Here is a 23,561-nt window from a genome sequence, read left to right as displayed (position 1 = left end):
TCGGCGTGCGCGCTCGGCCCCTGCCCCGTGGGCAGGGGCGTGTGGCGCGCCGAGCGGTGCGCCGCTGCTTTCACCCTCCCCCCAGATGCGCACAGTTTCGGACAGGACCCTATGACCGGGAGGAAGGCATGGCGCAGCCAGGCAGGCGTCGCATGTACCTGGGGATGGCCGGCACGGCCGTGATGCTGTTGGGGGGCTGTGCCTCCCATCGCTCCAGCGCGAAGGTGGATAAGCAATGGGTGGCGCGCGTCCCACCCGGCGAGCTGGGAAACGTGCGCGAGGCGCAGCTCACGGAGGACCATGCCCGGGAGCAGATCACCCGCACCCAGGTGGCCAGACAGGACGCCGAGGCGGAGCGAGAGGTCGCCCAACGCAACGAGGACGCCGCGAAGTCCCGCCACGAAGCAAGCGAGGCAGCACTCGAGGCCGCGCAGGCAACGGGTGACGTCGCGGCCATCGAGCGGGCCCAGAACGCCGCCTGCACGGCCCAGAACGCCCTCACCCTGGCCGAGGCGGAAACTGCCTGGCGCGACGACGCGGTGACGACGTTGAAGTCGCTGGAGGTCATGCGCCAGCGGGAGCTGGACGTGGCCGACGCCCAGCTCGAACAGGCGAAGTACGAAGCCGTCAACGCCAACGCGGACGTCCGGGCGAAAGAGTTGTCCCCAGGGGACTTCTCCAGCGCCGTCGCCGACGCCCGGCGAAAGGCGGCGGCTCAGCAGCGCCAGGTGGACGCCAACCTCCAGCGCGAAGATCAGGCCAAGGCGCACTGGCAGCAGTTGCAGGACCAGGGCTACGGAGGCAGCGGCTCGCAGCAGCCCTGAGACGCGCCTTCACCTCGTAGCGCCCCACGTGACAGCGCGGGCCGGAGCACCGTGCTCCGGCCCGCGCCGCCATGCTCGCATCCCGCTCACTGCGCCTCAGGCCCGCGAGGCGCCTTCCACGGGGGCAGGCCGCCCTGCGGACACACGGGCGTCATGTCGAGCCGGCCATAGAGGCCCTGATCCTCGTCCGCGGGCCCCGCCGTGAAGAAGAGCGTCTCGGCGGGCAGGCCCTGTCCGCCAGTGCCGAAGTGCAAGGACCAGAGTCCGTCGACCTTGACAGGCTGTCCGTCCGGCCGAGTGAGCGCGCCTGCCCAGGTGCCGGAGGCAGGGTCATACGCGTTGATGGCGCCATCCCCGAAGTTGCCCACCAGCAGGTGGTTGCTGAACTGCCCGAAGCCCGCCGGCGCCAGGGCCATTCCCCACGGCGCATTGAGCGCGCCCTGAGAAGCGAACCGCCGCAGCAACTGCCCGTTCATGTCGAAGGCGTTGATGTAGCCCGCGCCTGCGCCGGGGACATCATCCGAACGATCCTCGTCCTGCTGCGCATACGAGACATAGAGGGTGCCCTCGATGTCCTGGATGTTGAAGGGCGCGTACCCGGCGGGCAGAGACGGGTCCGCGAAGGCGCCCGGCATCGGCATGGGCGTGAAGCTGGAGTTGAAGACGTCGATTCGATTGTTCCGGAAGTCCGCCGCGTACAGCCTCGCATCCGCTCCGGTGCCGGCCATCGCCAGCCCCTTGTACACAGAGCCCATCGCGGAGTTGTCCGCCACGATCTTGGCAGAGGCCTCGTCCACCGCGGGTGCCCAGGCGGCCAGGACGCCCTCCTCCGTAGCGAAGATGAAGCGAGCGGGCCCCGAGACACCTGTCCCCGTCACGACGAATGCTTCCGAGCCATTGAACACCACGCCGGTGGGCTCTGCCGACTCGGTCTTTCCTGGCGGCGCGGGGATGCTCACGATGAGGGGCTGCTGAACCCCGTTGCCGTCATACAGCGTTGAGGTGCCCGTGCCCTCGTTCGCCACCCACGCGATGCCCATCGGGTTGAAGGCAAGCCCCCAGGCGTTGACGAGGTGCGGATCGACATGCTCGGCGCCAAGCGCCGGACTGTTGCCCACGAGGTTGCGTTGTGTGTAGCCGCCCGCCACCGAGCAGTCAGTCGGAGGCGCGGGGGGCATTGCCGCCCTGGCGACCGGGACAGCGAGGACCGCGACCGCCGCGGACAACACACCTTGCACCAACGTGGACCTGCGAGTGTTCATCATGATTCCCCCTCTGAGACGGCGAACCGCCGTGTGCTCATTGAGCAACAAGTTGGGAGGGCGTCTCTGGATGAACAACCGGCACTACTGCGCAGGAGCATTGCGCACCGGACGGCAGAATCCGGCCCGCGGGGGCTGCCTGCCCTACTCGCCTCGGGACGCCTTGTCCTCGCGCCACCAGTGGCTCATGCGCTCATGAATCTCCGCCTCGTAGCCTTCCTTGCTCGGGCGGTAGAAGACGGAACGCTCCAGCGGGGCGGGCAGGTACGTCTGCCCGGGCACGTAGTGGTCCTTGAAGTTCCAGGGCGTCTGGTAGCCCTTGCCGTGCCCCAGCTCCTTCATCAGCTCGGTGGGCGCGTTGCGGATGTGAAGCGGAGGCTCCGCGTTGGGATGCTCCTGGAGCGCCGCCATCGCCGCGTCCAGCGCCGCATAGGCACGGTTGCTCTTCTTCGCCGTGGCCAGCAGGACGACGGCGTGCGCCACGCAGATGCGCCCCTCCGGCATGCCCATGGCGTGGAAGGCTTCCTCGCAGTCACGCACGATGCTGATGGCCTCTGGCATCGCCATGCCCACGTCCTCCACGGCAATCACCTTGAGCCGTCGCCACAGTGACGCCACGTCGCCCGTCTGGAGCAGCTTCGCCGCCCAGAAGACGGCGCCCTGGACGTTGGAGCCCCTGCACGACTTCTGCAGCGCGCTCAGCAAGTCGTAGTGCTGGTCGCCGTCCTTGTCGTGCCGGGACAGGCTGGTGCCCACTGCCTCGCGCGCCGTCTCGGGCGTAATCTCCGCGCCGTCCGCGGTGAGGCTGGCCGCCAGCTCCAGCGCGCCCAGCGCCTTGCGCACATCGCCCACGCCGCCCTTCGCCAGCAGCGTCAGCGCCTCCTCCCCCACCGTCAGGTTGCGCGCACCCAAGCCCCGCTTCGAGTCACTGAGCGCCCGCGTCAGCGCCGACTGGATGTCCGCGACGGTGAGCTCCTTGAGCTGGAACACGCGGCACCGGCTGACGAGCGCGGGGCGGACCTCGAAGCTGACGTTCTCCGTGGTGGCGCCCAGGAGGACGAAGAGGCCGCTCTCCACGTGGGGCAGCGCCTGCTCCTGCACGTTCTTCGCCCAGCGGTGGATTTCGTCGACGAAGAGGACGGTGCGGCGACTGTACTGGTTGCGCAGGCGCTCGGCCTCGGCCACCACCTCGCGGATGCGGGGGATGCCGTCCGACACGGCGGAGAGGATGACGAACTCCGCGTCCACACCGGTGGCCATCATCCGCGCGAGCGTCGTCTTCCCCACGCCCGGAGGCCCCCAGAAGAGGGAGGACACGATGGCCTTGCGCTCGATGAGCTGGCGCAGCGGACGGCCCGGGCCCAGCAGGTGGGACTGGCCGATGAACTCGTCAGGCGTGCGAGGCCGCATCCGCTCCGCCAGGGGCGCGAAGCGATTCACGTCGACAGAGGCGGAGAAGAGGTCGGGGCCAGCGCTCATCGGGCCGCAGGCTCTCCCCTCCATGGCCCAGGGTCAATCGTCCGAATCGAGCGGCTCGACGAGCACCTGTCCCATTGTCAGGTCGTTCAACGCGGTCCGCAGGGCCTCCACCTGGGTGACGGGCAGCTCCAGCCGGTACCCCACGGTGGCTGAATACTCCTCCGCCAGCACCTGCACCTCGTAGGATGGCAGCAGGCGGCGCAGCCCGTCGACGTGGGTGTACTCCACCTCGACGGCCAGTCGCGTCTTGCGCACACGCTCCGTGGTGGGGAGGCTTTCGAGCGCCTGCTGGACGCCAGCGGTATAGGCGCGCACCAGCCCGCCCTTCCCGAGCAGCGTCCCACCGAAGTACCGGGTGACGACCATGGCCACGTCGCCCACGCCCCCGTGGAGCAGGGCGGTGAGCATGGGCCGGCCGGCCGTCCCATGGGGCTCGCCGTCGTCGCTCATGCCCACCTGGGCGGTGGAGCCCGGAGGCCCGACGACGAAGGCCCAGCAGTTGTGGGTGGCGTCGGCGAACTCCTCGCGGACGCGGGCGATGAAGGCCTTCGCCTCCTCCACGGTGGGCGCATGGGCGGCCGTGGTGATGAACCGGCTCTTCTGGATGTCCTGCTCCACCCGGTGGAGCCCGGCCGGGATGGGGTAGCGCTTCTCGTCCATGGGTGCGGTGGCTTGCGCAGTGTCTCATATCGCCAGCAGCCGTCCCCCCGCCACAGGTCGACGCGAAGGAAGATTCCGGAGGCGGCGCCGCGTTCCGGGCCCAACGCCGATGTCCGGCCCCTGACGCCCCATGCTCAACGCCCTCTCCCGCCGCCTGGCCGCCCTGCTCTCGCTGAGCCTCCTCTCCCTCGCGGGCATGCCCGCGGAAGCCGCTCGGAACACCGCCCCGCCTGTAGCGCGTGCCGAGGCCCGAACCTGTGGCCCCGTACAGGACCCGGACTGGATTCGAGGCGCCGTCGTGTACGGCGTCGTCCCGCCCCTCTTCGGCGAGCAGCCCTTCAAGGCCGTCACCGCGAAGCTGGACTACCTGCGAGACCTGGGCATCGACGTGCTCTGGCTGTCACCGGTGAACACGACGACGGACCCGGGGGACTTCGGCTACGCCGTCACCGACTACTTCGACGTCCGCCCCGACTACGGCACGAAGGCCGACTTCAAGGAGCTCATCGACCAGGCGCACGCGCGCGGCATGAAGGTGATGATGGACTTCGTGCCCAACCACACGTCGAACGCGCACCCGTACTTCCGGGACGTGCTCGCTAAGGGCAAGCAGTCGCCGTACTACGGCTACTACGACCGCGACGCCCAGGGGCAGCCGACGCACTACTTCGACTGGAAGCACCTGCCGAACCTCAACTACGACAACCCGAAGGTCACCGCGATGGTGCACCGGGCCTTCCAGTACTGGGTCCGCGAGTTCGACGTGGATGGCTTCCGCGTGGACGTGGCCTGGGGCGTGAAGGAGCGGCGCCCTGGCTTCTGGTGCGACCTGTCCACTGCGCTGCGGAAGGAGAAGTCAGACGTGTACCTGCTCGCGGAGGCGAGCGCGCATGACCCGTACTTCGTGCGCAACGGCTTCAATGCGGCGTATGACTGGAGCGCCTCGCTGGGCCACTGGGCCTGGGAGGGCGTCTTCGAGGACCGCCAGCAGGTGGCTCCGAAGCTGTACGCGGCCCTGAAGGGCGGGCAGACGCCCGAGGACCGCGTGGCCCGCTTCCTCAACAACAACGACACGGCGAAGCGCTTCATCGGCCGCCATGGCCCCGGCTCGACGCGGGTGGCCGCCGCGCTGCTGCTCACCCTGCCCGGCATCCCCATTGTCTACACGGGCGACGAGGTGGGCGCCGAGTACGAGCCCTACCAGGAGCCGCCGCCCCTCTCCTGGGACGAGGACCCACACGGCCTGCGGGAGCACTACCGGAAGCTTATCGACCTGCGGGACACGCACCCCGCGCTCGCTGGTGGCGCCTGGGTGCCGGTCCCCGTGAAGGACAACCCCTCCGCGATGGCCTACCTGCGCCATCAGGACGGAGCGAGCGAGCCCGTGCTCGTCGTGCTGAACTTCGGGCCCGCCAGGACGCTGCGCCTGTCTCTCCCCCAGGCCTACGCAAACCTGTCCAGGCATGCGTCCCTGAAGGACCTGCTGGGCGAACGAGATGTCCGCATCCGCGCCGCGGGGACGCGGCTCGAGGTGGCAATGCCTGCTTCGGGCGCGCTGCTGCTCACGCCCCGAAGCTGAGCGCGCGCGGGGAAGACGTTCCCCCCGTGGGTGGTTTCTACTTCACGAAGCAGCGCTCCGAAGAAGGCTGCACGTAAGGTCGTCACCGAGTCTGAAACTCGACGTGGCGCCCGTGGCCCCACGGTCTCCGTGGGGTCCTTGGCCCGTCGACTCATCTCACTGAAGTGGGTGCATGCCCCTTCGCACGCGACTGCTTCGTCCCCTTTTGAAGGGAGCGTCTCCAAGCGCTCACGCCTGACGCAGCACCAGCAGCCGAAGCTCCGTCATGTCCTCGATGGCGTACTTCACGCCCTCGCGGCCGATGCCCGAGCCCTTCACGCCCCCGTAGGGCATGGTGTCGACGCGGAAGCTCGGCACGTCGCCCACGACGACTCCGCCCACCTCCAGTTCATCCCAGGCCTTCATCGCCCGCGACAGGTCCTGCGTGAAGAGGCCCGCCTGGAGTCCGAAGCGCCCGCTGTTCACCTGAGCCAGGGCGTCGTCGAAGTCGACAAAGGACTGGAGCAGGACGACCGGGCCGAAGGCCTCCTCGCTGCTCAGCGATGCATCCTCTGGAACCCCCTCCAGCACCGTGGCATCGAGCACCGAGCCCCGCCGTCCTCCGCCCGTGAGCACCCGCGCTCCACGCTGGACGGCTTGCTGAATCCAGCCCTCCAGGCGCCGCGCCGCGGGCTCGTCAATCATGGGCCCCAGCGTCGTGGCCTCGTCCGACGGATGACCTGGACGCAACGCCTTCGCCCGTTCGACGAGCTTCTCCCGGAGCGCGTCGTACAGCGACGCATGGATCAGCACGCGCTGCACCGAGATGCAGCTCTGCCCCGCCTGGAAGAAGGCCCCCTGCGCCACCCGGTCCGCGATGAAGTCCAGCGGCGCGCCCGGCGCCTCGTCCACCACGCACGCCGCATTGCCGCCCAGTTCCAGCACCACCTTCTTCCGGCCCGCCCGCGCCTTCAGCTCCCAGCCCACCTTCTCCGAGCCCGTGAACGAGAGCAGCTTCAGCCGGTCGTCCTCGATGAGCGACCCGATGTCCTCCAGCCGCACGGGCAGCACGGAGAAAGCCCCCTCGGGCAGCTCCGTCTCCGCCAGGACCTCCGCCATGATGAGCGCGCTCACCGGCGTGCGGTCCGAAGGCTTGAGGATGAACGGACAGCCCGCGGCGATGGCCGGCGCCACCTTGTGCGCCACCAGGTTGAGCGGGAAGTTGAACGGGGTGATGAACGAGCACGGCCCCACCGGCACGCGCTGGGTGAAGCCCCGGTAGCCCACGGCGCGCTTCGACACCTCCAGGTTCAGCACCTCGCCCCCGCCGCGCACGGCCTCCTCGGCGGCGGCCTTGAAGGTGTCGATGAGCCGGTCCACCTCTCCCCGCGCGTCGCGCAGCGGCTTGCCTGCTTCGATGCAGAGCGCCAGGGCCAGCTCCTCCGCGCGTTCGCGGAATCGGCGCACGCAGTGTTCGAGCACCGCCTGCCGCGCGTACGGCGCCAGCTTTCGCATGGGCTCTGCGGCGCGCACGGCGGCGGCGATGGCTTCCTCGACAGCCGCGGCGTCCGCGACCGCGACGTGCGTCACAACCTCGCCCGAGTACTTGTGGGTGACAGCCAGCTCCGCGTTGGGCTGCCGGGGCCGGTTGGCCAGGTAGTACGGATAACGTTCAGCCAGCATGGTGTTCCTCCAGTGTTCGCGAACCGCCGTCCCCCTCAGAGCGCGGCGAGTTCCTCCGCGCCCGCGCCGAGCGCCCGCGCGTTGTCCGAGTAGTCGATGGGCACGTCGATGACGTGGACGCCGCTCGACGCCAGGCAGCGAGCCAGCGTCGCGCCGAACTCCGTCGCGCTGGTCGGCCGGTGGCCGTGGGCCCCATACGCCTCCGCGTAGCGAACGAAGTCCGGGTTCCCCAGCGCCATGCCGAAGTCCGGCAGGCCCATCTCCCCCTGCTTCCAGCGAATCATCCCGTAGCCGTCGTCGCGCACGACGACCACCGTCAGGTCCAGGCCCAGCCGAACGGCCGTCTCCAGCTCCTGCGAGTTCATCATGAACCCGCCGTCTCCGCAGACCGCCACCACCTTGCGGCGGGGATGCACCAGCTTCGCCGCGATGGCCGAAGGCAGCCCTGCCCCCATCGTCGCCAGCGCGTTGTCGAGCAGCAACGTGTTGGGCCGGCGCGTGCGGTAGTAGCGAGCGAACCACAGCTTGTACATGCCGTTGTCCAGGCACACGATGCCGTCGTCCGGCAGCGCGCGCCGCAGCTCGGCGACGAGCCGCGCGGGGTAGATGGGGAAGCGGTCGTCATCCCCACCGTGCGCGAGCTGCGCCTCGAGTCCCGAGCGGAACTTCTCGAAGGGCGCGAAGTCCCAGTGCGCGCGAGGCCCCAGCCCTTCACCGATGCGCCACACCGCGTTCGCGATGTCGCCCGTCACCTCCAGTTGCGGGAAGTAGACGGGGTCCACCGCCGCCGAAGAGAAGTTGAGGTGCACCACCGTGCGGCGGCTGTCGCGCATGAAGAACGGCGGCTTCTCGATGACGTCGTGGCCCACGTTGATGATGCAGTCCGAGGCCTCGATGGCGCGGTGGACGAAGTCCCCTTCCGACAGCGCCGCCGTGCCCAGCCACAGCGGATGCGATTCGTCCACGACGCCCTTGCCCATCTGCGTGCTGAAGAAGGGAATGCCCGTCTTGTCCACGAAGACGCGCAGCATCTCCGACGTGAGCTTGCGGTTGGCGCCCGCGCCAATCATGAGCAAGGGCCGGCGAGCGGAAGCAATCGCCTCCACGGCCAGCGCGATGGACGCCTCATCCGCTACGGGCCGGCGATGGGCGCTGGGCGCCAGCAGCACGGCGTCGGTCGACTCCCGGGCCACGTCCTCCGGCAGCTCCAGGTGCGTCGCGCCGGGGCGCTCCTCCTCGGCGCGGCGGAACGCCTCACGCACGGCCGAAGGAACATGCTCCGCCGACACGAGCGTGCGCGTCAGCTTCGTCAGGGGGCGCATCATCCCCACCACGTCGACAATCTGGAAGTGGCCCTGCTTGCCGGCCCGGATGGGCTTCTGCCCGGTGACCATCACCATGGGCATGGCGCCAAGCTGCGCGTAGGCGGCGGCCGTGACGAGGTTGGTCGCCCCGGGCCCCAGCGTCGACAGGACGACGCCCGCGCGGCCGGTGAGCCGCCCATACGTGGCCGCCATGAAGCCCGCGGCCTGCTCATGGCGGGTGAGCACCAGTCGCATGCCCGCGGCCCGCATGGCCTCGATGACGTCCAGGTTCTCCTCTCCCGGAAGCCCGAAGACGCTGCGCACGCCCTCCGCTTCCAACGCTTTGACGAACAGGTCTGCCGCCTTCATCGGGTGCCTCCTTCACGACCTCGCGATGGGAGAACACTTACGCGCGGGCCATGATTGGTACATTCGTTTGTTCCCATGGCCTCGATAGGCAATGCCTATGATGACGCCATGGAACTGCGCCACCTCCGCTACTTCTCCGCCGTCGCGGACACCCTGCACTTCGGGCAGGCCGCCAGGCGCGTCCACGTCTCACAGCCCACGCTGTCGCAGCAGATTCGCCAGCTCGAGGAGGAGCTCGGCGCGCCCCTCTTCGAGCGCGCCCGGAGCGGCGTGCGCCTGACGCAGGCCGGCGAGCTGTTCCGCACCTACGCCTCGCGAGCGCTGGAGGACGTGGACGCGGGCAGGGTCGCCGTGGGCGCGCTGCGAGGCCTCACCACCGGCGCCCTGCGCGTGGGCTACCCGCCCAGCATGCGAGGCGTCGTGCTGCCCGCGCTCGCCGCCGTGCTGCGAAGGCACCCTGGATTGGTGCTGAGCGCGGAGGAAGCCGTGGTGCGGCGGGTGGAGCGGCGGCTGGCGGATGGCCGTCTCGACGTGGGGTTGGGCTACGCGCCCGCGCGCTCACCGGACCTGGAGGCGGAGCCCGTCTTCGACAGCAAGCTGGCGCTGGTGGTCGCCAAGGGACATCCCCTGGCGAAGCTGGAGACCGTGGGCGCGAAGCCCCTGGCCCAGGAGCCCTTCGCGCTGCTCTCCAGAGGTTTGCGCGTGCGAGCCCGCGTGGATGCCTGGTTCGCCGCCATCCGGATTGCGCCGCATGTCGCGTTGGAGTCGAACGCCGTGGCCACGGTGCTGGCCACCGTTCGCGCGGGGCTCGCGGTGACGGTGCTCCCGGAGCCTCAACTCGCGGATGCCGCGGGGCTGGTGGTGAAGCGGCTCTCCCCCGCGCCCCGGGCCGAACTTGCAGCGCTCCTGTGGCGAAAAGGCGCGCCGCGCACGCCCGCCGCGGAACTGTTCGCGGCCGAGGTGCGCGGCGCCAGACGCCCGAGCAGACGATGAGCCCGCTTCAGCGCGTGTCGGGGAGCTGCGTGTAGTCGTGGAAGTTGCCGTGCAGCCGCTCGCCGGGTTCGCCCTCGGTGACGGCCTGGACCAGGTACTTGCCGCCCACGAAGCACCCCTTCCACGAACCACCGATGCCGCCGAAGACCTCGTCCCGGTCTCCGCGCGAGCGCGGCCCGTTGTGGCCGACCTTGAAGGCGCGCAGCTCGGTGGAGACGCGCTTGCACGTGTCGGGCTCGTCGCAGGCGATGGAGGCGACCAGCGAGCCGTTGGACACGTTCATCTCCGCGATGAGCTCCTCCTCGCTGTCCACGACGACCAGCGTGTCCACGGGGCCGAAGGGCTCGCCGTGGTAGAGCTTGCAGTTGCGCGGCACGTGCAGCAGCGCGTGCGGGGCCAGGTACGCGGAGACGTCCTGGTCCGGCAGGAAGCGCTCCGAGTCCAGCCTCCCGGCGAAGAGGGGCACGGCGCCGCGGCCCTCCGCCTCGCTCATCAGGCCGTGCAACTCCTCGACCTTCTGGCTGTTGATGAGCGGGCCGAAGTCGAGCGCGGGTGGCTCGCCATCCGGAGTCTCCGCCAGCAGCGGGTGCCCCACCTTCAGGGCGGAGACGACGGGCAGGTACGTCTCCAGGAAGCGCGGCATCAGGCTCCGCTCCACGACGAAGCGCGGGTACGCGGTGCAGCGCTGCTTGCCGTACTCGAAGCCCTTCTTGAGCTGCTTCGCCAGCCCGTCCCAGTCGCTGAAGTGCCAGATGCCGTAGGCATTCACCCCTTCCATCTCCAGCATGTAGCGCTTGTTGCGGTCATAGAGGCTGGCCGCGATGTCCCGCCCGTTCGCCTTGCCGCCCACGAAGGACAGGCAGGCGATCTCCGGATTGCGCACCAGCGCGTCGCTGAGCTGTCCGCCCGAGCCACTGATGAGCGACACAGGCAGCCCGCAGCGGCGCGCGAGCCCCATGCAGAGGGTCAGCGAATAGAGCCCACCATCCGTGGGCGTCTTGGCGATGGCGCTGTTGCCCGCGAGCACCTGGACCAGCACCGCGTGGACCAGCACCGACAGCGGGTAGTTCCATGAGGCGATGTTGGAGATGAGCCCCAGCGGACGGCGGCCCTCCACCATGGGCTCGATTTGGGAAACGTACCACTCCACGCCGGTGATACAGCGGTCCACGCTGACGCGGGCCTGTGGCACCGGCTTGCCAATCTCCCAGGCCAGGATGAGGGCCAGCAGCTCGCGCTGCTCACGCAGCAGGGACAGGCACTGGGTGACGCGCTCCTTGCGCGCATCGAGGTCCTGGTGGGCCCAGGTCCGTGCCTCCGCGGCGGCGGCGCTCGCGGCGACGCGCGCGGTGTTCGCATCAATCATGGGCAGGCGGCCCAGGACGGTGCCATCCACCGGGGACAGGTAGGGCTTCCCCTTTCCGGGATGCCCCCATTCACCCGCGATGAGGTTGAGCACTCGGCCAGACGGGTCGAACGCCTCGGGAACGAGCGCCCGGATTCGGCGCTCCAGATTGGACCACTCCGCGTAAGCAGGCACCACACTCGCCATGGACACGCCCTCCCCCGGAAGGAGACCAGGCCGACACTCCATCCGGCATCGGCACATTGCGTCAAGGTGATGGCAAGTGAGGCGCGCGGCAACCGCCGCCCCGCGGCCGCGGGTTGCGTCGCTTTTCGCGCGCTGCGCCTTCTCGACTTCTTCCCTGCGAGCCGCCTTGACCTCACAGATTCCGGTGCAAGCTGACTACTCAGGAAGTAGCCTCTGCCTGCATGAGGCTCCCTTTCCTGAATCCGGCCCGACTTCCACCCGGAACCCGGGTGGGCCCGTGGCGCCTCATGGACCTGCGAGGCCGAGGCACCTACGGCGCCGTCTACCGGGCCCGGCACGTCGCGGGCACGCACACGGTGGCCCTCAAGCTGGCCCTGCATGCCCGGGACGAACGCTTCGCGCGCGAGGCCGAGCTGCTGTCCCGCATCCATCACCCCGCCGTTCCCCGGTTGCGAGCGACCGGGCATTGGCAACCCGCCAAGGGACCGCCCCACCCCTACCTCGCGATGGACTGGGTGGAGGGCACGCCGCTCTACGATTGGGCCAACGAGCACCGTCCCACGTCGCGGCAGGTGATGGCCCTGCTCGCGAGGCTGGCGCGGGCGCTCGAAGCCACCCACACGGCCGGGGGGCTGCACCGGGACGTCAAAGGGCACAACGTGCTGGTGCGCGAGGCCGACGGGCAGGCATTCCTCATGGACTTCGGTTCGAGCCACTACGTGGGTGCCGCGACACAAACGAGCTCGCCGTTTCCACCAGGGACGCCGGCCTATCGCTCCCCTGAAGCATGGCGCTTCGCGGCGGGTGACTCCGCGCCTCCGTATGCGCCGGGACAGGCGGATGACATCTTCGCCCTGGGCGTCACCGCGTTCCGGATGATCACGGGGCGGTATCCGCCGTCGACGCATCCTGACGTGGCGGAGTCCAGGTTCTGGCACACCGAGCGAGCCCAGGCCCCATCGCCGCGAGACACGAATGGGCACTGCTGCCCGGAGTTGAGCGCGCTGGTGTCGCGGATGCTCGCCCCAAGCCTCCATGCGCGAGGCAGCGCACGCGAGTTGGCGGAGGCTCTGGACTCCGCGGTGACACGGGCGGGCTCGGCGTCGGATGTGCCACTCATGGTGGGAGGTGCCCTTCACTCCCGTGCATCGGCGCAGTGGAAGGAACGTTCCGTCCGCCATCGGGCCCGACGCCCCCGGTGGCCATGGGTGGCCATCATCGGACTTGGAGGCCCCCTGGTACTGAGTCTCGGCTGGCGGCCTCGCGCGGGAGCTTCGGTCACCGTGGCGCTCGAGCCTGCTGTGATGTCCGTCGACACAACGGACGGAGGCACGGTCGCTGTCGGAGACAGTGTGTTCGCGGCCCCTGTCGCGACGGTCCAAACGCCATCGGCGTGGTCCACTATCGCGCTGGACCTGCCACCGAAACCCTTCCCAGGTCAGACGCGCCCCGACTCGTCGGGCCGGTGCCCTCGAAAGGTCCACGTCCCCATTCACGGCGGATGCTGGGTGAAGCTGGCGGTGGACCCCAAGGACTGTGCTGAAGACGGTTATGTCTACAAGGGAGACTGCTATCTCCCCGCCTTCCCATCAGCGCGGCCCGCCACGTCGAGCCCCGCCCACTGTCCTACGCGCCACTGAAGCGCAGGCCCTGTCGCCCGCCTGCCCGCACCCCGCGTCGCTTCGGCATGGCGCACCGCCACGGCATATCCTGCTGTCGATGAAGCCCACCTACACAGTCACCGCCGTGCGGAACCGGGACGAGTTGGAGCACATCCTGGCGCTGCAACAGAAGAACCTGAAGCAGGCGCTGTCCACGGACGAGATGCGCTCACAAGGCTTCGTCACGGTTCAGCACGACCTGCCGGCACTGGAGCAGATGCACGCCATGGCGCCCAGCATTGTCGCCCGCCATGACGGAGTGCTGGTGGCCTACGCCCTGACGATGCCGCGCGAGGCCCGCGCGCTGGCCCCCGTCCTGGAGCCCATGTTCGCGCTCCTCGATTCGCTCGAGTTCCGAAGCAAGTCGCTGCGCGACTCCCGCTTCTACGTGATGGGGCAGATCTGCATCGACAAGGCACACCGGGGACAGGGCTTGTTCGACCGGCTCTACCACCAGCACCGGGACCACTTCCGAGACCAGTTCGACCTCATCGTCACCGAGATTTCCGTACGGAACCTCCGCTCCCTGCGCGCGCATGAGCGGGTCGGCTTCGAGACGATCCACACCTACCGGGACGCGACGGACGAATGGGCCGTGGTCGCCTGGGACTGGGCGCCGCCACGTTTCCCGGACGTCACGCCCGAGGGGAACACGCGCTGAGCGTTGATTCAATCCCTCATCAAGGGAACTGACGTTGCACACGCGCGCTGAGCCCGATGAGGGACGCCCGGCGCTCCGCGCTCATGATGGCCCCAAACTTCCGAGCCTCGACGGAAGGCTCGCGTTGGAAGAACTCCGTCTCGCGCCGAGCGAACTCCGTGATGTTGGCCTCGGTCGCAGGCTGGCTGAGCAACTCTCGCTGCTGCGCGTAGAAGTCCCCCACCTGGCCTGCGCCGAACTCGCGAGCATAGGCCTCCGCGGCAGGCCCCAATCGCGTCAGCGGGCGCGTTACGCCAGAGGATTGAAGCACGGGGCCCACGAGGGGCAACGCGTGAACCACGGCGCCCGGCAAGGCCCCCGCGGCATGCCCCGCCGTGCCCAGCATCCCCACAGCCCCCGACAGCAAGGGCCGGATGGCCGCCCCGACCGAACCCGGGGGACACTGCCGCGTGACCTCCAGGGCCCGCTGGCGCTGTCCGCCGGCTGGAGCAGCACCTTGACCGGAGAGATTCACCAGAGGGGCTGAACGCGGTGGCTCGAAGCGGTCCCGGGAAGGCGGCGGCTGCCGAGCAGCATTCCCAGGCGCCGATGGCGGCATGGCCACGGAATCCCGAACGCGGGACGTGGATGGCGCCACGGCGGGGCGAGGCGCGACTCCAGGACGAATCGGAAGGGTGTTCCCCATGCCGGAAAGAATACCACAGGCTATTCACGAAAAACAGACCTCGCACCCGCCCCATTCGTTCGCCCGTCGGCAGCGCATGCAATGACTCATCCGCTGTAGCCCAAAGCGACGTGTCACGTTGAAAACAGACACCAGACCCGTCCAATCCCTCATCACCCATCCACGCCTCGGGAGGCCGAAAAACCACGGCATCAGGCAAGGGACGCCCAGGGTCGTTTCAGAGGGAGACGGGCACCCTATCGCGACGGAAAGAGAGCCCCTTCCACACCTGGAGTGCACAGTCCTGGGGACAAATTTGTGACACGGCACAAACATGAATCCGGATTGCCAAGAACATTCGAATTTGATGTATTAAAGCTGTCTCACTTCGTTGTCCCCCCTAGCAGGAGTTCCCCCGATGCGTCGTTATGTTGGATCTGCCTTCCTCGCCGCCGGTCTGCTCGTTGGCTGTGGTCCGAGCGAAACCGAAACGTCCACGCAGCAGCCCCAGGAGCAGCAGCAGCAGGGGCTGCTGACGGAGGCTGACGTGGACGTTGCCACCGAGTGCCAGGGCATTCTCCAGTTCGTCAATGAGGCGACGTTCAACACGCTGGACGCCTATCTGCCCAGCAACGTCGTCCACAACCTGGTCAACCGGCGAGCGGTTTCGCAGTTCGTCTCCCTGGCGGACATCTCCTCCGTGGCGCTGGTCGGCCCGGCGCGTCTGCAGCAGATCGAGCAGGGCGCCCGGAGCCAGAACTACATCGACGCGGACTGCTATGGCATCGCGGATGGGCTGGCCCTGTCGCAGGATGACGCGGCCGCCATCGTGTCGCTGGTCAACAGCATCAGCTCCACCGAGCTGCACGACATCCTCCCCTACGCCTGGAACGGCGCGCTGAACCTGCGCAACCAGCGCCCGTTCACGACAGCGGACGCCATCGCGAACACGACGGGCATCGCCGACGTGAGCTTCCGCAACCTCCGCAACGCGGCCACGCTGAGCCGTCCGTTCGAGGCGCTCATCAACGCGGTGAACAACCTGCCGCGGCCGCACGGTGGTGTGTTCATGGCGCGCCACTTCGACTGGTGGGCGAACATGAACGGCGCTTTCTACAACTTCCAGATCCAGGAGTGCTTCGGCGAAAGGACGGAGCGGGTGTCCGAACCGCAAGACCACCGCGGGACGGATGCTGACGCCGCCGAGGTTCGCGCCCATGTCGAGGCGTTCGTCAACGCTGCCGCGAGCTTCGGCACGTTGGATCCGGCAGTGAAGGCCGCCGGTCTGGCCAACCTGAACACCCTGATCGAGGGCCGCTCGTTCTTCGGCTGCTCCTACGGCTATGCGCGTGACTCCTGGAGCGACCACAGCGCGACGTTCTTCGTCGACACCGAGTCCGGCTTCAGCGTGTACACGGACAGATACTATTCAGAGTGATTCAGCGGTGCACCGGACGGGTCTGTACGGCCCGTCCGGTGCGCAGCAGACTTGAAGCAAGCCCCAGGCTCGCTCGGGCCTGGGGACTCATCCCTCGGATTGAAACTGGTTCCAATATCCCTCGCTGAGGCGCCACGCGGCCCCCAGCGGGAGCGGTACAGTCCCACCCCGGATTGCCGCCGCGAGGTTTGCGTACCCTTCGGCGGAGTCACCACCAGCGGCCTGTGGGTAGTCCGGCAAGGAGGGCCAGCCCCCATGAGCCGAGCCGATGAATTGCTCGACGGCGGTAACCGCAGCGTCAAGCCAAGGGTACGTCGCGCTGAAGTGAGCCCCTCCTTCGTCATATCCCCACTGCACATAGTCAACGTCGACGATTGACTCTTGCCTTCTCCCTGCCAACGCGCATCCGCCGCTCGATTTCTTCAATCTCCATATCGGCTCCCAGTATTAGAGAGGGGCCGCGGACGAGTCGCACACTTGCGACAGATCGGACTCGAACTCCACCCTTGCGTAGCGCGCCAGGGCAAGAAAGCGCAGCAAGTCATCCAGGGTCGAGTTCGGCGTCAACCGCAACCGAGTGCAGTGACTGTGCGACAGGCAAGACTCAGGCCGCGACACACCTTCCCGAGATATCGCTTTCTGGCCCAATTCGACAGTCAGCACGTGCGCGGACTCGGAGCCGCGACAATCGTCGAGGAACAACGGCAAGACCGACACCCTTTGGGAAAACGCCTGGCCGAGCAATGGCGAAATCTGGCTCAAGGCCCTGCGCGTATCTGCGGGGATTTCATGCTCCGGTCCGACGGCCAATGCGAGTTGCGCCACCCCGACACGTCGCGCAGCAGCCCCCAGGCAAGCCACGGCGCGAAGCGTTGCTGAGTTCTCCACGCCTACGTCCAAAGAAGCGGGGAGCACGGGCTCGCCCAGAATCCCAACGGACTGCTGTCGTCGGTAGTCGGCCAGCGCCCGCTCGACATGCGCTTGCCCAGCGTCCCAGCGAGCCGCAAAGCTGCCCGACACCAGAACTCCCTCCGACGTCACGCTGAGCACCGGCTTGAGAAGACACGGGAGGCCGGTGTTTTCGACGCCGCGCAACGCAGCGGACGATGCTCCCCTGTCGGTCACCCCAACCAGACGCGCGAAGTTCGAGGCCACGGCACGCGTCCCCAGCAGATGGGCACCACCTGAAATAGCCAGGAGTGCTCCAACAAACCACGGAGTCATGCGCTCAGCCTTCGAGAAGGCGGAAGCGCGCCGATGCCGAGCACCTGCAACCAGGCCCAGGAGCGCCGCGATGGCGGCGACGCACTGAGCCGCTTGCAACACCGCCCAACGGCTCGCAAACGCGTCTTGCTCCGCCGGCCATTCGTTCAGGCTGGTCATCGCGATCTGATTGAAGAAACTCGCTCCTGCATGAGATGCGAATCCCGCGCACGCAGTGCTAACGATTGAGAAAGCACACACAGCGGCTCCCGCCAACAGTGCGCCTCGGGTCCAAGTCGCGTCGCGTGGGCGCGCTTGCTCCCGGAGCCCCACTCCACTGGCATCCAGCGCCAGGGCCGCCCCCAGAGAAGCCAGGAGGAGTGCAGCGCCGAACGCGGCGCTGGCCTGCTCCGTCAGGAGTTCTCCCAGTCCCGCGGCCACCGTCACGGCGCCACCCACACCCATCCCAGCGTCATGCTCCAGCTCCAGGACGCCATAGCGCCACAGCAACAACAGATGCGCGGTACCGAGGAGCCATGGGAGCGCGGCAAGCACCAGGGAACTTTTGACAACGGGCCGCTGGTGGGCGCCCCAACGGAAGAAGAGCACCGCGAGCACCAGCGCGGTGGCGAATGGCAGCAGGGAAACGAAATTGGTGGCAAGGGGGACGGAGGGATATCTCCCACTGAGAATGAACCGCATTCCCGATTCATGAGGCAGGACGGCGTCCTGGTAGGCCTGCCACAACCATTGAATCCCCAGAGGGCAATACAGGAACAGCAAGGGGACGCTCGCGAAGAGCCACCCACGCCATACCCGCGTCTGCGTTACTTCCTGCATGTCAGGGAGGTTAGCCGAACGAACGGGCCAACTCGACACGTCAAGGGCGGGATTCGCCCTTGATGACAGCGACAATCTCCCATGCCGGGCGCCGCACCATGCGCCACTTCCCTTCAGGCCACTGGGAACAATCCGCACCTGGAGGGCCTTCCTGGGGGCGCGCGCACAGGAAGATGTGCGTGGAGTCGTTGCGTCTGGTGGTGTGCAGAGACGGCCGGAGTGCCGTCAATGAACCCAACGTCCAGTTCCTCCACCACATCCAGCACGAAACGGGCGAGGTGGTGCTCCGGCAGCAAGACCAGCAACGAGGGCGGCAGCAGGAAGTCCTGCTGCACATCCCAGGGGCGGAACTTCTTGCTCATGCACGGCGTTGAGCCCCTCAGCCCCAGCCGGGCAAGCCTCCGCTGCGATTACCGCGACAGACTCCTCGCCGTCCCATCACGCGAAGCGCGAGTCCAGCTTCGTGAGCTGGCTCGTGAAGCCTTCCTGCTGCATCTTCGTGAACTCCTCGCTGTGCATCGCGTCCAGCCTCACCACCATCCGAACGCCATCGCCGCTCGGGAGGAAATCCACGGCGATCTTGCTCTCGTAGGTAGCGACACCCGGGAGGAAGTCGATGACGTTCGTGAGGACGAGCCGCGAATGTGGCGTCACCTCGGTGAAGCGGGAACGGGTCGAGTGAGAGGTCGGCTGGCCCATCTGCTTCATCGCGGCAATCATCTCCGGTGAGTCGGCAATCATGTCGTACCGAAGGGCGCCGCCTACGCGTGCATCGAGTTCGTGCACCGCGGCACGGAAGCCCTGTGGTCCCCACCACGACTCGAAGCCCTCTTTCGTGGTCCAGAGCGCCCAGATGTCCTCGATTCCTGCCCGGTAGGTGCGCTCGATGACGACCTTCGCCTTCTCGTTGCTCATTTCCGCTGCCCCTTCTCGTCGACTCGGCGAGTCTGTTGTTGTGGTTGTTGCTGCTGCTTCTTCTCGAGTGCGGCTCCGAAGCGATCGAGTCGCGCATCCCACAGCTGCCGGTACCCGGTGAGCCACCCATCGAGTTCCTGAAACGGCTCCGGCTTCAAGGCGTAGAGGCGACGCTGCCCATCCGGCCGCATCGAGACGAAGCCCGATTCCGACAGGATGCGCAGATGCCGCGAGACACCTGACTGATGGATTCCGGCCTTCTCGACGACGTCACTGACCTGCTGCTCTCCGTACCGAAGAGCCTCGACGATGCGGCGGCGCGTCGGGTCAGCGAGAACCTGGAAGACGTCAAGTTGCATGCACATGCATATACATATAGATGCATATGACCGTCAAGGCCGGGCCCAACGCAAGCGCACAGGCCAGGCAAGGCGCCGTCATGACGTCACCTGGAGCCCTCTGGCAGGGCCCAGCTCGGAAGAGCTCCGTGGCGGCAGCCTTGATTCGGGCTGCCTGTCCCCTCACTCAGCGGGCCGCCAAAGTCGGCCGAGTACGCGCACGCGAGGGACTGAGCGCTGAGGATTGCTCCCGACTCCGCGCTCGCCTCCCGAGGGCTGGACGGTTAAACACTCCCTCCATGGCGCCTCCTGGCCTCCATCCCCTCTCTCCCCTGGCCCCCATCTCCGGAAGTGGGGGCGTTCGTGTGAAGGTCGAGGGCCTGCGCCGCACCTTCCCAGGCAACATCGCCGTGCTGTCGGGGCTGGACCTGGACGTGGCGCCCGGTTCGTTCGTGGCGCTGCTCGGTCCCTCCGGGTGCGGCAAGTCCACGCTGCTGCGGCTGGTGGCCGGGCTGGACCGCGCCGAGGCCGGGCACATCTCCTTCACCCCGACGCTGGAGCGAACCCAGGGCGAGCGCGCCCCCATCGCCTACGTCTTCCAGGACGCGCACCTGCTGCCCTGGCGCTCGGTGCTGGACAACGCAGCGCTGCCGCTGGAGCTGACCGGCGTGTCGAAACCGGAGCGGCAGGCCGCCGCGCGCGCCGTGCTCGAGCAGGTGGGGCTCGGTGATGCCACCGATCGCTTTCCGGCGGAGCTGTCCGGCGGCATGCGCATGCGCGTGTCCCTGGCACGCGCGCTCGTCACCCGCCCCCGGCTGCTGCTGCTGGATGAGCCCTTCGCCGCCCTGGACGAGCTGACGCGCGGCCGGCTGGATGATCAACTCCGCGCGCTGTGGCGCAAGCTGGGGATGACCGTGCTCTTCGTCACCCACTCCATCTCCGAAGCCGCCTACCTGGCCGAGCGAGCCGTGGTCCTGTCGCGACGGCCCGCGCGCGTGGTGCTGGACCGGACGCTGGAGCTGCCCGGTGAACGCAGCGCTTCCCTGCGCACCGAGGCGTCCTTCGCCCGCGAGGCCCGCCTGCTCAACGAGGCCCTGGAACAAGGAGAGCGCTGGTGAACCGCGCAGCCCTTCGCGCGGCGGTCCCTCCGCTGGTGGCGCTCGTCGTCCTGCTGACCCTCTGGGAAGGCACGGTGCGCCTTCTGGAGGTTCCTCGCTGGCTGGTGCCTCCGCCCTCGGCCATTGGAGCCGCGGGAGTTCAGGAGGCCTCCTCGATCCTCGGCGCGGCGATCACCACGGGCCGCTCCGCCCTGGTCGGCTTCGGGTTGAGCGCGGTCCTGGGGGTGCTCGTAGCCGTCCTCCTGGCCTCCTCGCGGATCGTGGAGCGCGCCCTCTACCCCTACACCCTCTTCCTACAGACCGTGCCCATCGTGGCCATCGCCCCGCTGCTGGTGCTGTGGTTCGGCCCGGGCCCCCGCGCCGTCGCGGTGTCGTCCTTCATCGTCTCGCTCTTCCCGGTCATCGCCAACACGCTCACCGGGCTGCGCTCTGTGGAGCCCTCACTCCGGGACATGTTCCGCCTCTATGGCGCGCGGCGGCTCGCCACGCTGTGGAAGCTGGAGCTGCCCGCGGCGATGCCACACCTGTTCACGGGGCTGCGCATCGCCTCGGGCCTGGCCGTCATCGGCGCCATCGTCGGCGAGTTCGTCGCCGGCTTCTCCGAGGGCACCGCGGGGCTGGGAATCCTCGTCCTGGCCGCGTACCGTCAACTGCGCACGGATCTGCTGTTCGCCGCGGTGCTGGCGGCCTCGGGGCTGGGCCTGGTGTTGTTTGGTGTGGTGAGCCTCACCGGAGCCCGGCTACTGCGGCGCTGGCACCCGTCGGCGCAGGGAACATGAATCGCCTGGAAAGGAGCTGGACGTGAGCGGACGCCTCTTGAAACTGTTGGGCTGCGCAGTGCTTCTTGTGGCCGCGGGCGCCTGCTCGCGCCAGAAGGAGGAGCCCAAGCAGGGCTCCCAGTCCGCCACGGGAGCCAGCACCGCCCCGCCGAAGGCGGCCGCACCGGCCAAGGTGCGGCTCGCGCTGAACTGGGTGCCAGAGCCCGAATTCGGTGGCTTCTATGCGGCGCGGGAGTCGGGGGCCTTCTCCCGCCATGGGCTCGAGGCGGAGATCCTCGGCGGCGGAGCCGGCGCCCCCGTGCCGCAGATGGTGGCCACTGGCAAGGTGGAGTTCGGCATCAGCGGCGCCGACGAGCTCCTCGTCGCGCGAGCCCGAGGCCTGGACGTGATTCCGCTGTTCGCGGTGTACCAGACCTCTCCGCACGCCATCATGGCCCACGCCTCTCGCGGGGCGAAGAACATCGCGGACGTGCTGTCCTCGGGCACAGTGGCGCTGGAGCCGGGCCTCTCCTACGTGGCCTTCCTCAAGAAGAAGTACAGCTTCGACAAGGTGAAGGTGGTGCCCTACGACGGCGGCGTCGCGCGCTTCCTGTCGGACAAGGACTTCGCCCAGCAGTGCTTCATCACCGCCGAGCCCATCGCCGCGAAGCGGCAGGGCGCCACGCCAACGGTGTTCCTGGTGGCCGAAGAGGGCTTCAACCCGTACCTCGCCGTAGTCATCACTCGGCGCCAGTACTGGGAGGAACAGCCCGAGCGGGTGAAGTCCTTCGTGGCGGCGGTGCGCGAGGGGTGGCGGACCTACCTGGACAACGCGGGGCCCACCAACGCGGTGATGGGCAAGCTGAATACGACGATGGATGCGGAGACGTTCGCGGAGGGGGCCGAGACGCAGAAGCCGCTCATCGAGACGGAGGAGACGCGGGCCCGAGGACTGGGCACGATGAACCGCCAGCGGTGGGAGCAGTTGGCCCAGCAGCTCGTGGAGCTGGACCTCATCGAGAAGGCGCCCGCCGCGGACGAGTTCCTGCTGCCGGAGTTCACCGGCTCACGCGATTGAAGCGGCGCGGAGACGTATCAACCAAGAGCCGCTCACCCCGCTCGAATATCCTCCGGCCCGGTGACCCGGGATGCGGGATGCGTAACGGTCCGGCCAACGACGTGCCGTGAGGGACTGCCGGGGTGGCGGTAGCGGCGGACGCTATCGGGCATGTCGAATCAGGTGGAGAAGCAGGAGTGGGCCCGCGTCGCGGAAGCGTTCGAGGCCAGTGGGCAGACGCAGCGGGAGTTCGCGTCAGCGAGAGGCGTGTGACTGAGCACGTTGCAGTTGTGGGTGTACCGTAGGCGACGGTCTGGGGAGACGCGAGCCGAGCCGGTGCGGCTGTTGCCGGTGCAAGTGTCGATGGCGCCCGCAGCGGCCGAGTCCGTGCAGGAGGTGGTGACGGCAAGCGGAGCGCGGGGGAGATTCGCCGTGGGCACCGACGTCGAGTACGTGGCCCGGCTCGTCGCCGCGCTGGGGCAGTGAGGCGTGTTCGCGTTGCCTATGTCGGTACGCGTGGTACTGGCGACTCAGCCGGTGGACATGCGCAAGTCCATCGACGACCTTATGGCGCTGGTGCGCAGCGCGTGGGGTGAGGACGTCTACTCGGGCCACCTTTCGCCTTCGTTTCCAGGCGAGGCGACCGCATCAAGGTACTGACGTGGAGCCGAGGCGGCTTCGTGCTGTTGCACAAGCGGTTGGAGACGGAACGTTTCCGGCTGCCGCTGGTGGACGGGGGCGCGCAGGTGGTGCACCTGGACGCCACGCAACTGACGATGCTGCTGGACGGCATCAACGTGGCCCAGGTGAAGCGCCAGCCCGCCTGGACACCTCCCGGGCGCACGGGCACGTAAGGCACCCGGCCTGGGACACGACGTGGCAGCGCTGTGCCTCAGCGCCCCGGTGGTGGTGGCGCTGGGGTACGCCTTCTCGCACAGCGTGGACGCAGTGGCGAAAGGGGCCGCGCGAGCCGAGCACCTGCTGGTGCTGGCCACGACGGCGGCCCTGCTGACGGTGGGGGGCGTGCGCCGGCTGCGCACGCGGCGCCTGGCCCAGCGCCCGCGGTGACGCGCGGCATCCCCACACGCCCCAAAACAGAAAACCCCCGGTGTCCACGAGGGACACCGGGGGTTTCTCAAAAAGAATCCGGCAGCGACCTACTCTCCCGCGCGGTTTCCCGCGAAGTACCATCGGCTCTGGAGGGCTTAACTTCCGTGTTCGGGA

Annotated in this window: 22 protein-coding genes, 1 rRNA gene and 1 pseudogene; 12 read left to right on the top strand and 12 right to left on the bottom strand. The window is 68.3% G+C overall.

Going from position 1 to position 23,561, the window contains the following annotated elements:
- The first annotated feature begins 128 nt into the window (after positions 1 to 128).
- Positions 129 to 824, top strand: a complete 696-nt coding sequence (locus tag FL344_RS31675; protein WP_141621157.1) for a hypothetical protein — start codon at positions 129 to 131, stop codon at positions 822 to 824.
- 86 nt (positions 825 to 910) lie between these two features.
- On the opposite strand, the gene FL344_RS31670 is transcribed toward FL344_RS31675, so the two are convergent.
- The 3 genes from FL344_RS31670 to FL344_RS31660 form a co-directional block, all read right to left on the bottom strand.
- A complete protein-coding gene (locus FL344_RS31670; protein WP_228565513.1) occupies positions 911 to 2,089 on the bottom strand; it encodes a TIGR03118 family protein in 1,179 nt (392 codons plus the stop codon).
- Positions 2,090 to 2,230: 141 nt separating this feature from the next.
- Positions 2,231 to 3,565, bottom strand: a complete 1,335-nt coding sequence (locus FL344_RS31665) for a replication-associated recombination protein A (RefSeq protein WP_141621155.1) — start codon at positions 3,563 to 3,565, stop codon at positions 2,231 to 2,233.
- A 33-nt stretch (positions 3,566 to 3,598) separates the two neighbouring features.
- Complete coding sequence (locus FL344_RS31660) at positions 3,599 to 4,225, bottom strand: YigZ family protein (RefSeq protein WP_141621154.1); 627 nt, start codon at positions 4,223 to 4,225, stop codon at positions 3,599 to 3,601.
- A 130-nt stretch (positions 4,226 to 4,355) separates the two neighbouring features.
- Here FL344_RS31660 and FL344_RS31655 point away from each other — a divergent pair, with 130 nt between their 5' ends.
- Positions 4,356 to 5,804 (top strand): alpha-amylase family glycosyl hydrolase, encoded by a 1,449-nt coding sequence (locus FL344_RS31655; protein WP_141621153.1) that lies wholly within the window; start codon positions 4,356 to 4,358, stop codon positions 5,802 to 5,804.
- Positions 5,805 to 6,032: 228 nt separating this feature from the next.
- On the opposite strand, the gene FL344_RS31650 is transcribed toward FL344_RS31655, so the two are convergent.
- Positions 6,033 to 7,466: an aldehyde dehydrogenase family protein gene (locus FL344_RS31650; RefSeq protein WP_141621152.1), complete on the bottom strand. Its 1,434-nt coding sequence runs from the start codon at positions 7,464 to 7,466 to the stop codon at positions 6,033 to 6,035.
- Positions 7,467 to 7,501: 35 nt separating this feature from the next.
- Positions 7,502 to 9,139 carry an acetolactate synthase large subunit gene (locus FL344_RS31645; RefSeq protein WP_141621151.1) on the bottom strand — a complete coding sequence of 546 codons (1,638 nt, stop codon included), beginning with the start codon at positions 9,137 to 9,139 and terminating at the stop codon, positions 7,502 to 7,504.
- 108 nt (positions 9,140 to 9,247) lie between these two features.
- Here FL344_RS31645 and FL344_RS31640 point away from each other — a divergent pair, with 108 nt between their 5' ends.
- A complete protein-coding gene (locus FL344_RS31640; RefSeq protein WP_141621150.1) occupies positions 9,248 to 10,132 on the top strand; it encodes a LysR substrate-binding domain-containing protein in 885 nt (294 codons plus the stop codon).
- Positions 10,133 to 10,139: 7 nt separating this feature from the next.
- Here the strand turns inward: FL344_RS31640 and FL344_RS31635 are convergent, their stop codons facing one another.
- Positions 10,140 to 11,684 (bottom strand): aldehyde dehydrogenase family protein, encoded by a 1,545-nt coding sequence (locus FL344_RS31635; RefSeq protein WP_141621149.1) that lies wholly within the window; start codon positions 11,682 to 11,684, stop codon positions 10,140 to 10,142.
- Positions 11,685 to 11,971: 287 nt separating this feature from the next.
- Here FL344_RS31635 and FL344_RS31630 point away from each other — a divergent pair, with 287 nt between their 5' ends.
- Both FL344_RS31630 and FL344_RS31625 read left to right on the top strand, forming a co-directional pair.
- Positions 11,972 to 13,324, top strand: a complete 1,353-nt coding sequence (locus tag FL344_RS31630; RefSeq protein WP_141621163.1) for a serine/threonine-protein kinase — start codon at positions 11,972 to 11,974, stop codon at positions 13,322 to 13,324.
- A 79-nt stretch (positions 13,325 to 13,403) separates the two neighbouring features.
- Positions 13,404 to 14,006, top strand: a complete 603-nt coding sequence (locus FL344_RS31625; RefSeq protein ID WP_141621148.1) for a GNAT family N-acetyltransferase — start codon at positions 13,404 to 13,406, stop codon at positions 14,004 to 14,006.
- A gap of 19 nt (positions 14,007 to 14,025) precedes the next feature.
- Here the strand turns inward: FL344_RS31625 and FL344_RS31620 are convergent, their stop codons facing one another.
- A complete protein-coding gene (locus FL344_RS31620; protein WP_228565512.1) occupies positions 14,026 to 14,316 on the bottom strand; it encodes a hypothetical protein in 291 nt (96 codons plus the stop codon).
- A 772-nt stretch (positions 14,317 to 15,088) separates the two neighbouring features.
- Between FL344_RS31620 and FL344_RS31615 the strand changes: the two genes are divergently transcribed.
- Positions 15,089 to 16,108 (top strand): hypothetical protein, encoded by a 1,020-nt coding sequence (locus FL344_RS31615; protein ID WP_141621146.1) that lies wholly within the window; start codon positions 15,089 to 15,091, stop codon positions 16,106 to 16,108.
- A 447-nt stretch (positions 16,109 to 16,555) separates the two neighbouring features.
- Here FL344_RS31615 and FL344_RS31610 read toward each other — a convergent pair whose 3' ends face one another.
- The 4 genes from FL344_RS31610 to FL344_RS31595 form a co-directional block, all read right to left on the bottom strand.
- Positions 16,556 to 18,151: a hypothetical protein gene (locus FL344_RS31610; RefSeq protein ID WP_194863323.1), complete on the bottom strand. Its 1,596-nt coding sequence runs from the start codon at positions 18,149 to 18,151 to the stop codon at positions 16,556 to 16,558.
- Positions 18,152 to 18,264: 113 nt separating this feature from the next.
- Positions 18,265 to 18,513: a hypothetical protein gene (locus FL344_RS31605; RefSeq protein ID WP_141621144.1), complete on the bottom strand. Its 249-nt coding sequence runs from the start codon at positions 18,511 to 18,513 to the stop codon at positions 18,265 to 18,267.
- 76 nt (positions 18,514 to 18,589) lie between these two features.
- On the bottom strand, positions 18,590 to 19,066 hold the full coding sequence (locus tag FL344_RS31600; protein ID WP_141621143.1) for an SRPBCC domain-containing protein: 477 nt from the start codon (positions 19,064 to 19,066) through the stop codon (positions 18,590 to 18,592).
- Positions 19,063 to 19,431, bottom strand: coding sequence for a helix-turn-helix transcriptional regulator (locus FL344_RS31595; RefSeq protein ID WP_305021783.1), 369 nt, complete (start codon positions 19,429 to 19,431; stop codon positions 19,063 to 19,065). Before FL344_RS31595 ends, FL344_RS31600 begins: the two co-directional genes overlap by 4 nt.
- Positions 19,432 to 19,703: 272 nt before the next feature.
- Here FL344_RS31595 and FL344_RS31590 point away from each other — a divergent pair, with 272 nt between their 5' ends.
- From FL344_RS31590 to FL344_RS31565, 6 genes and pseudogenes are all read left to right on the top strand, one after another.
- Complete coding sequence (locus tag FL344_RS31590) at positions 19,704 to 20,522, top strand: ABC transporter ATP-binding protein (RefSeq protein ID WP_228558126.1); 819 nt, start codon at positions 19,704 to 19,706, stop codon at positions 20,520 to 20,522.
- Positions 20,519 to 21,301: an ABC transporter permease gene (locus tag FL344_RS31585; RefSeq protein ID WP_141621141.1), complete on the top strand. Its 783-nt coding sequence runs from the start codon at positions 20,519 to 20,521 to the stop codon at positions 21,299 to 21,301. Before FL344_RS31590 ends, FL344_RS31585 begins: the two co-directional genes overlap by 4 nt.
- Before the next feature lie 22 nt (positions 21,302 to 21,323).
- On the top strand, positions 21,324 to 22,358 hold the full coding sequence (locus FL344_RS31580; protein ID WP_141621140.1) for an ABC transporter substrate-binding protein: 1,035 nt from the start codon (positions 21,324 to 21,326) through the stop codon (positions 22,356 to 22,358).
- A gap of 342 nt (positions 22,359 to 22,700) precedes the next feature.
- Positions 22,701 to 22,823, top strand: coding sequence for a hypothetical protein (locus FL344_RS39860; RefSeq protein WP_255508256.1), 123 nt, complete (start codon positions 22,701 to 22,703; stop codon positions 22,821 to 22,823).
- A gap of 18 nt (positions 22,824 to 22,841) precedes the next feature.
- Positions 22,842 to 23,191, top strand: a pseudogene (tnpB, locus tag FL344_RS39460) (IS66 family insertion sequence element accessory protein TnpB).
- A 22-nt stretch (positions 23,192 to 23,213) separates the two neighbouring features.
- The gene (locus tag FL344_RS31565; protein ID WP_228565511.1) at positions 23,214 to 23,405 is read left to right on the top strand and encodes an alkaline phosphatase; all 192 of its coding nucleotides are present in this window, start codon (positions 23,214 to 23,216) and stop codon (positions 23,403 to 23,405) included.
- A gap of 76 nt (positions 23,406 to 23,481) precedes the next feature.
- On the opposite strand, the gene rrf is transcribed toward FL344_RS31565, so the two are convergent.
- Positions 23,482 to 23,561: ribosomal RNA gene (gene rrf / locus FL344_RS31560) — 5S ribosomal RNA — on the bottom strand; the annotation flags it as partial.

Origin of the sequence: Myxococcus sp. AB036A (assembly GCF_006547355.1) — a bacterium.
Classification (GTDB): domain Bacteria; phylum Myxococcota; class Myxococcia; order Myxococcales; family Myxococcaceae; genus Myxococcus; species Myxococcus virescens.
The sequence above is the reverse complement of the archived record's forward strand: the minus strand, read 5'-3'. Positions and strand labels throughout refer to the sequence as shown.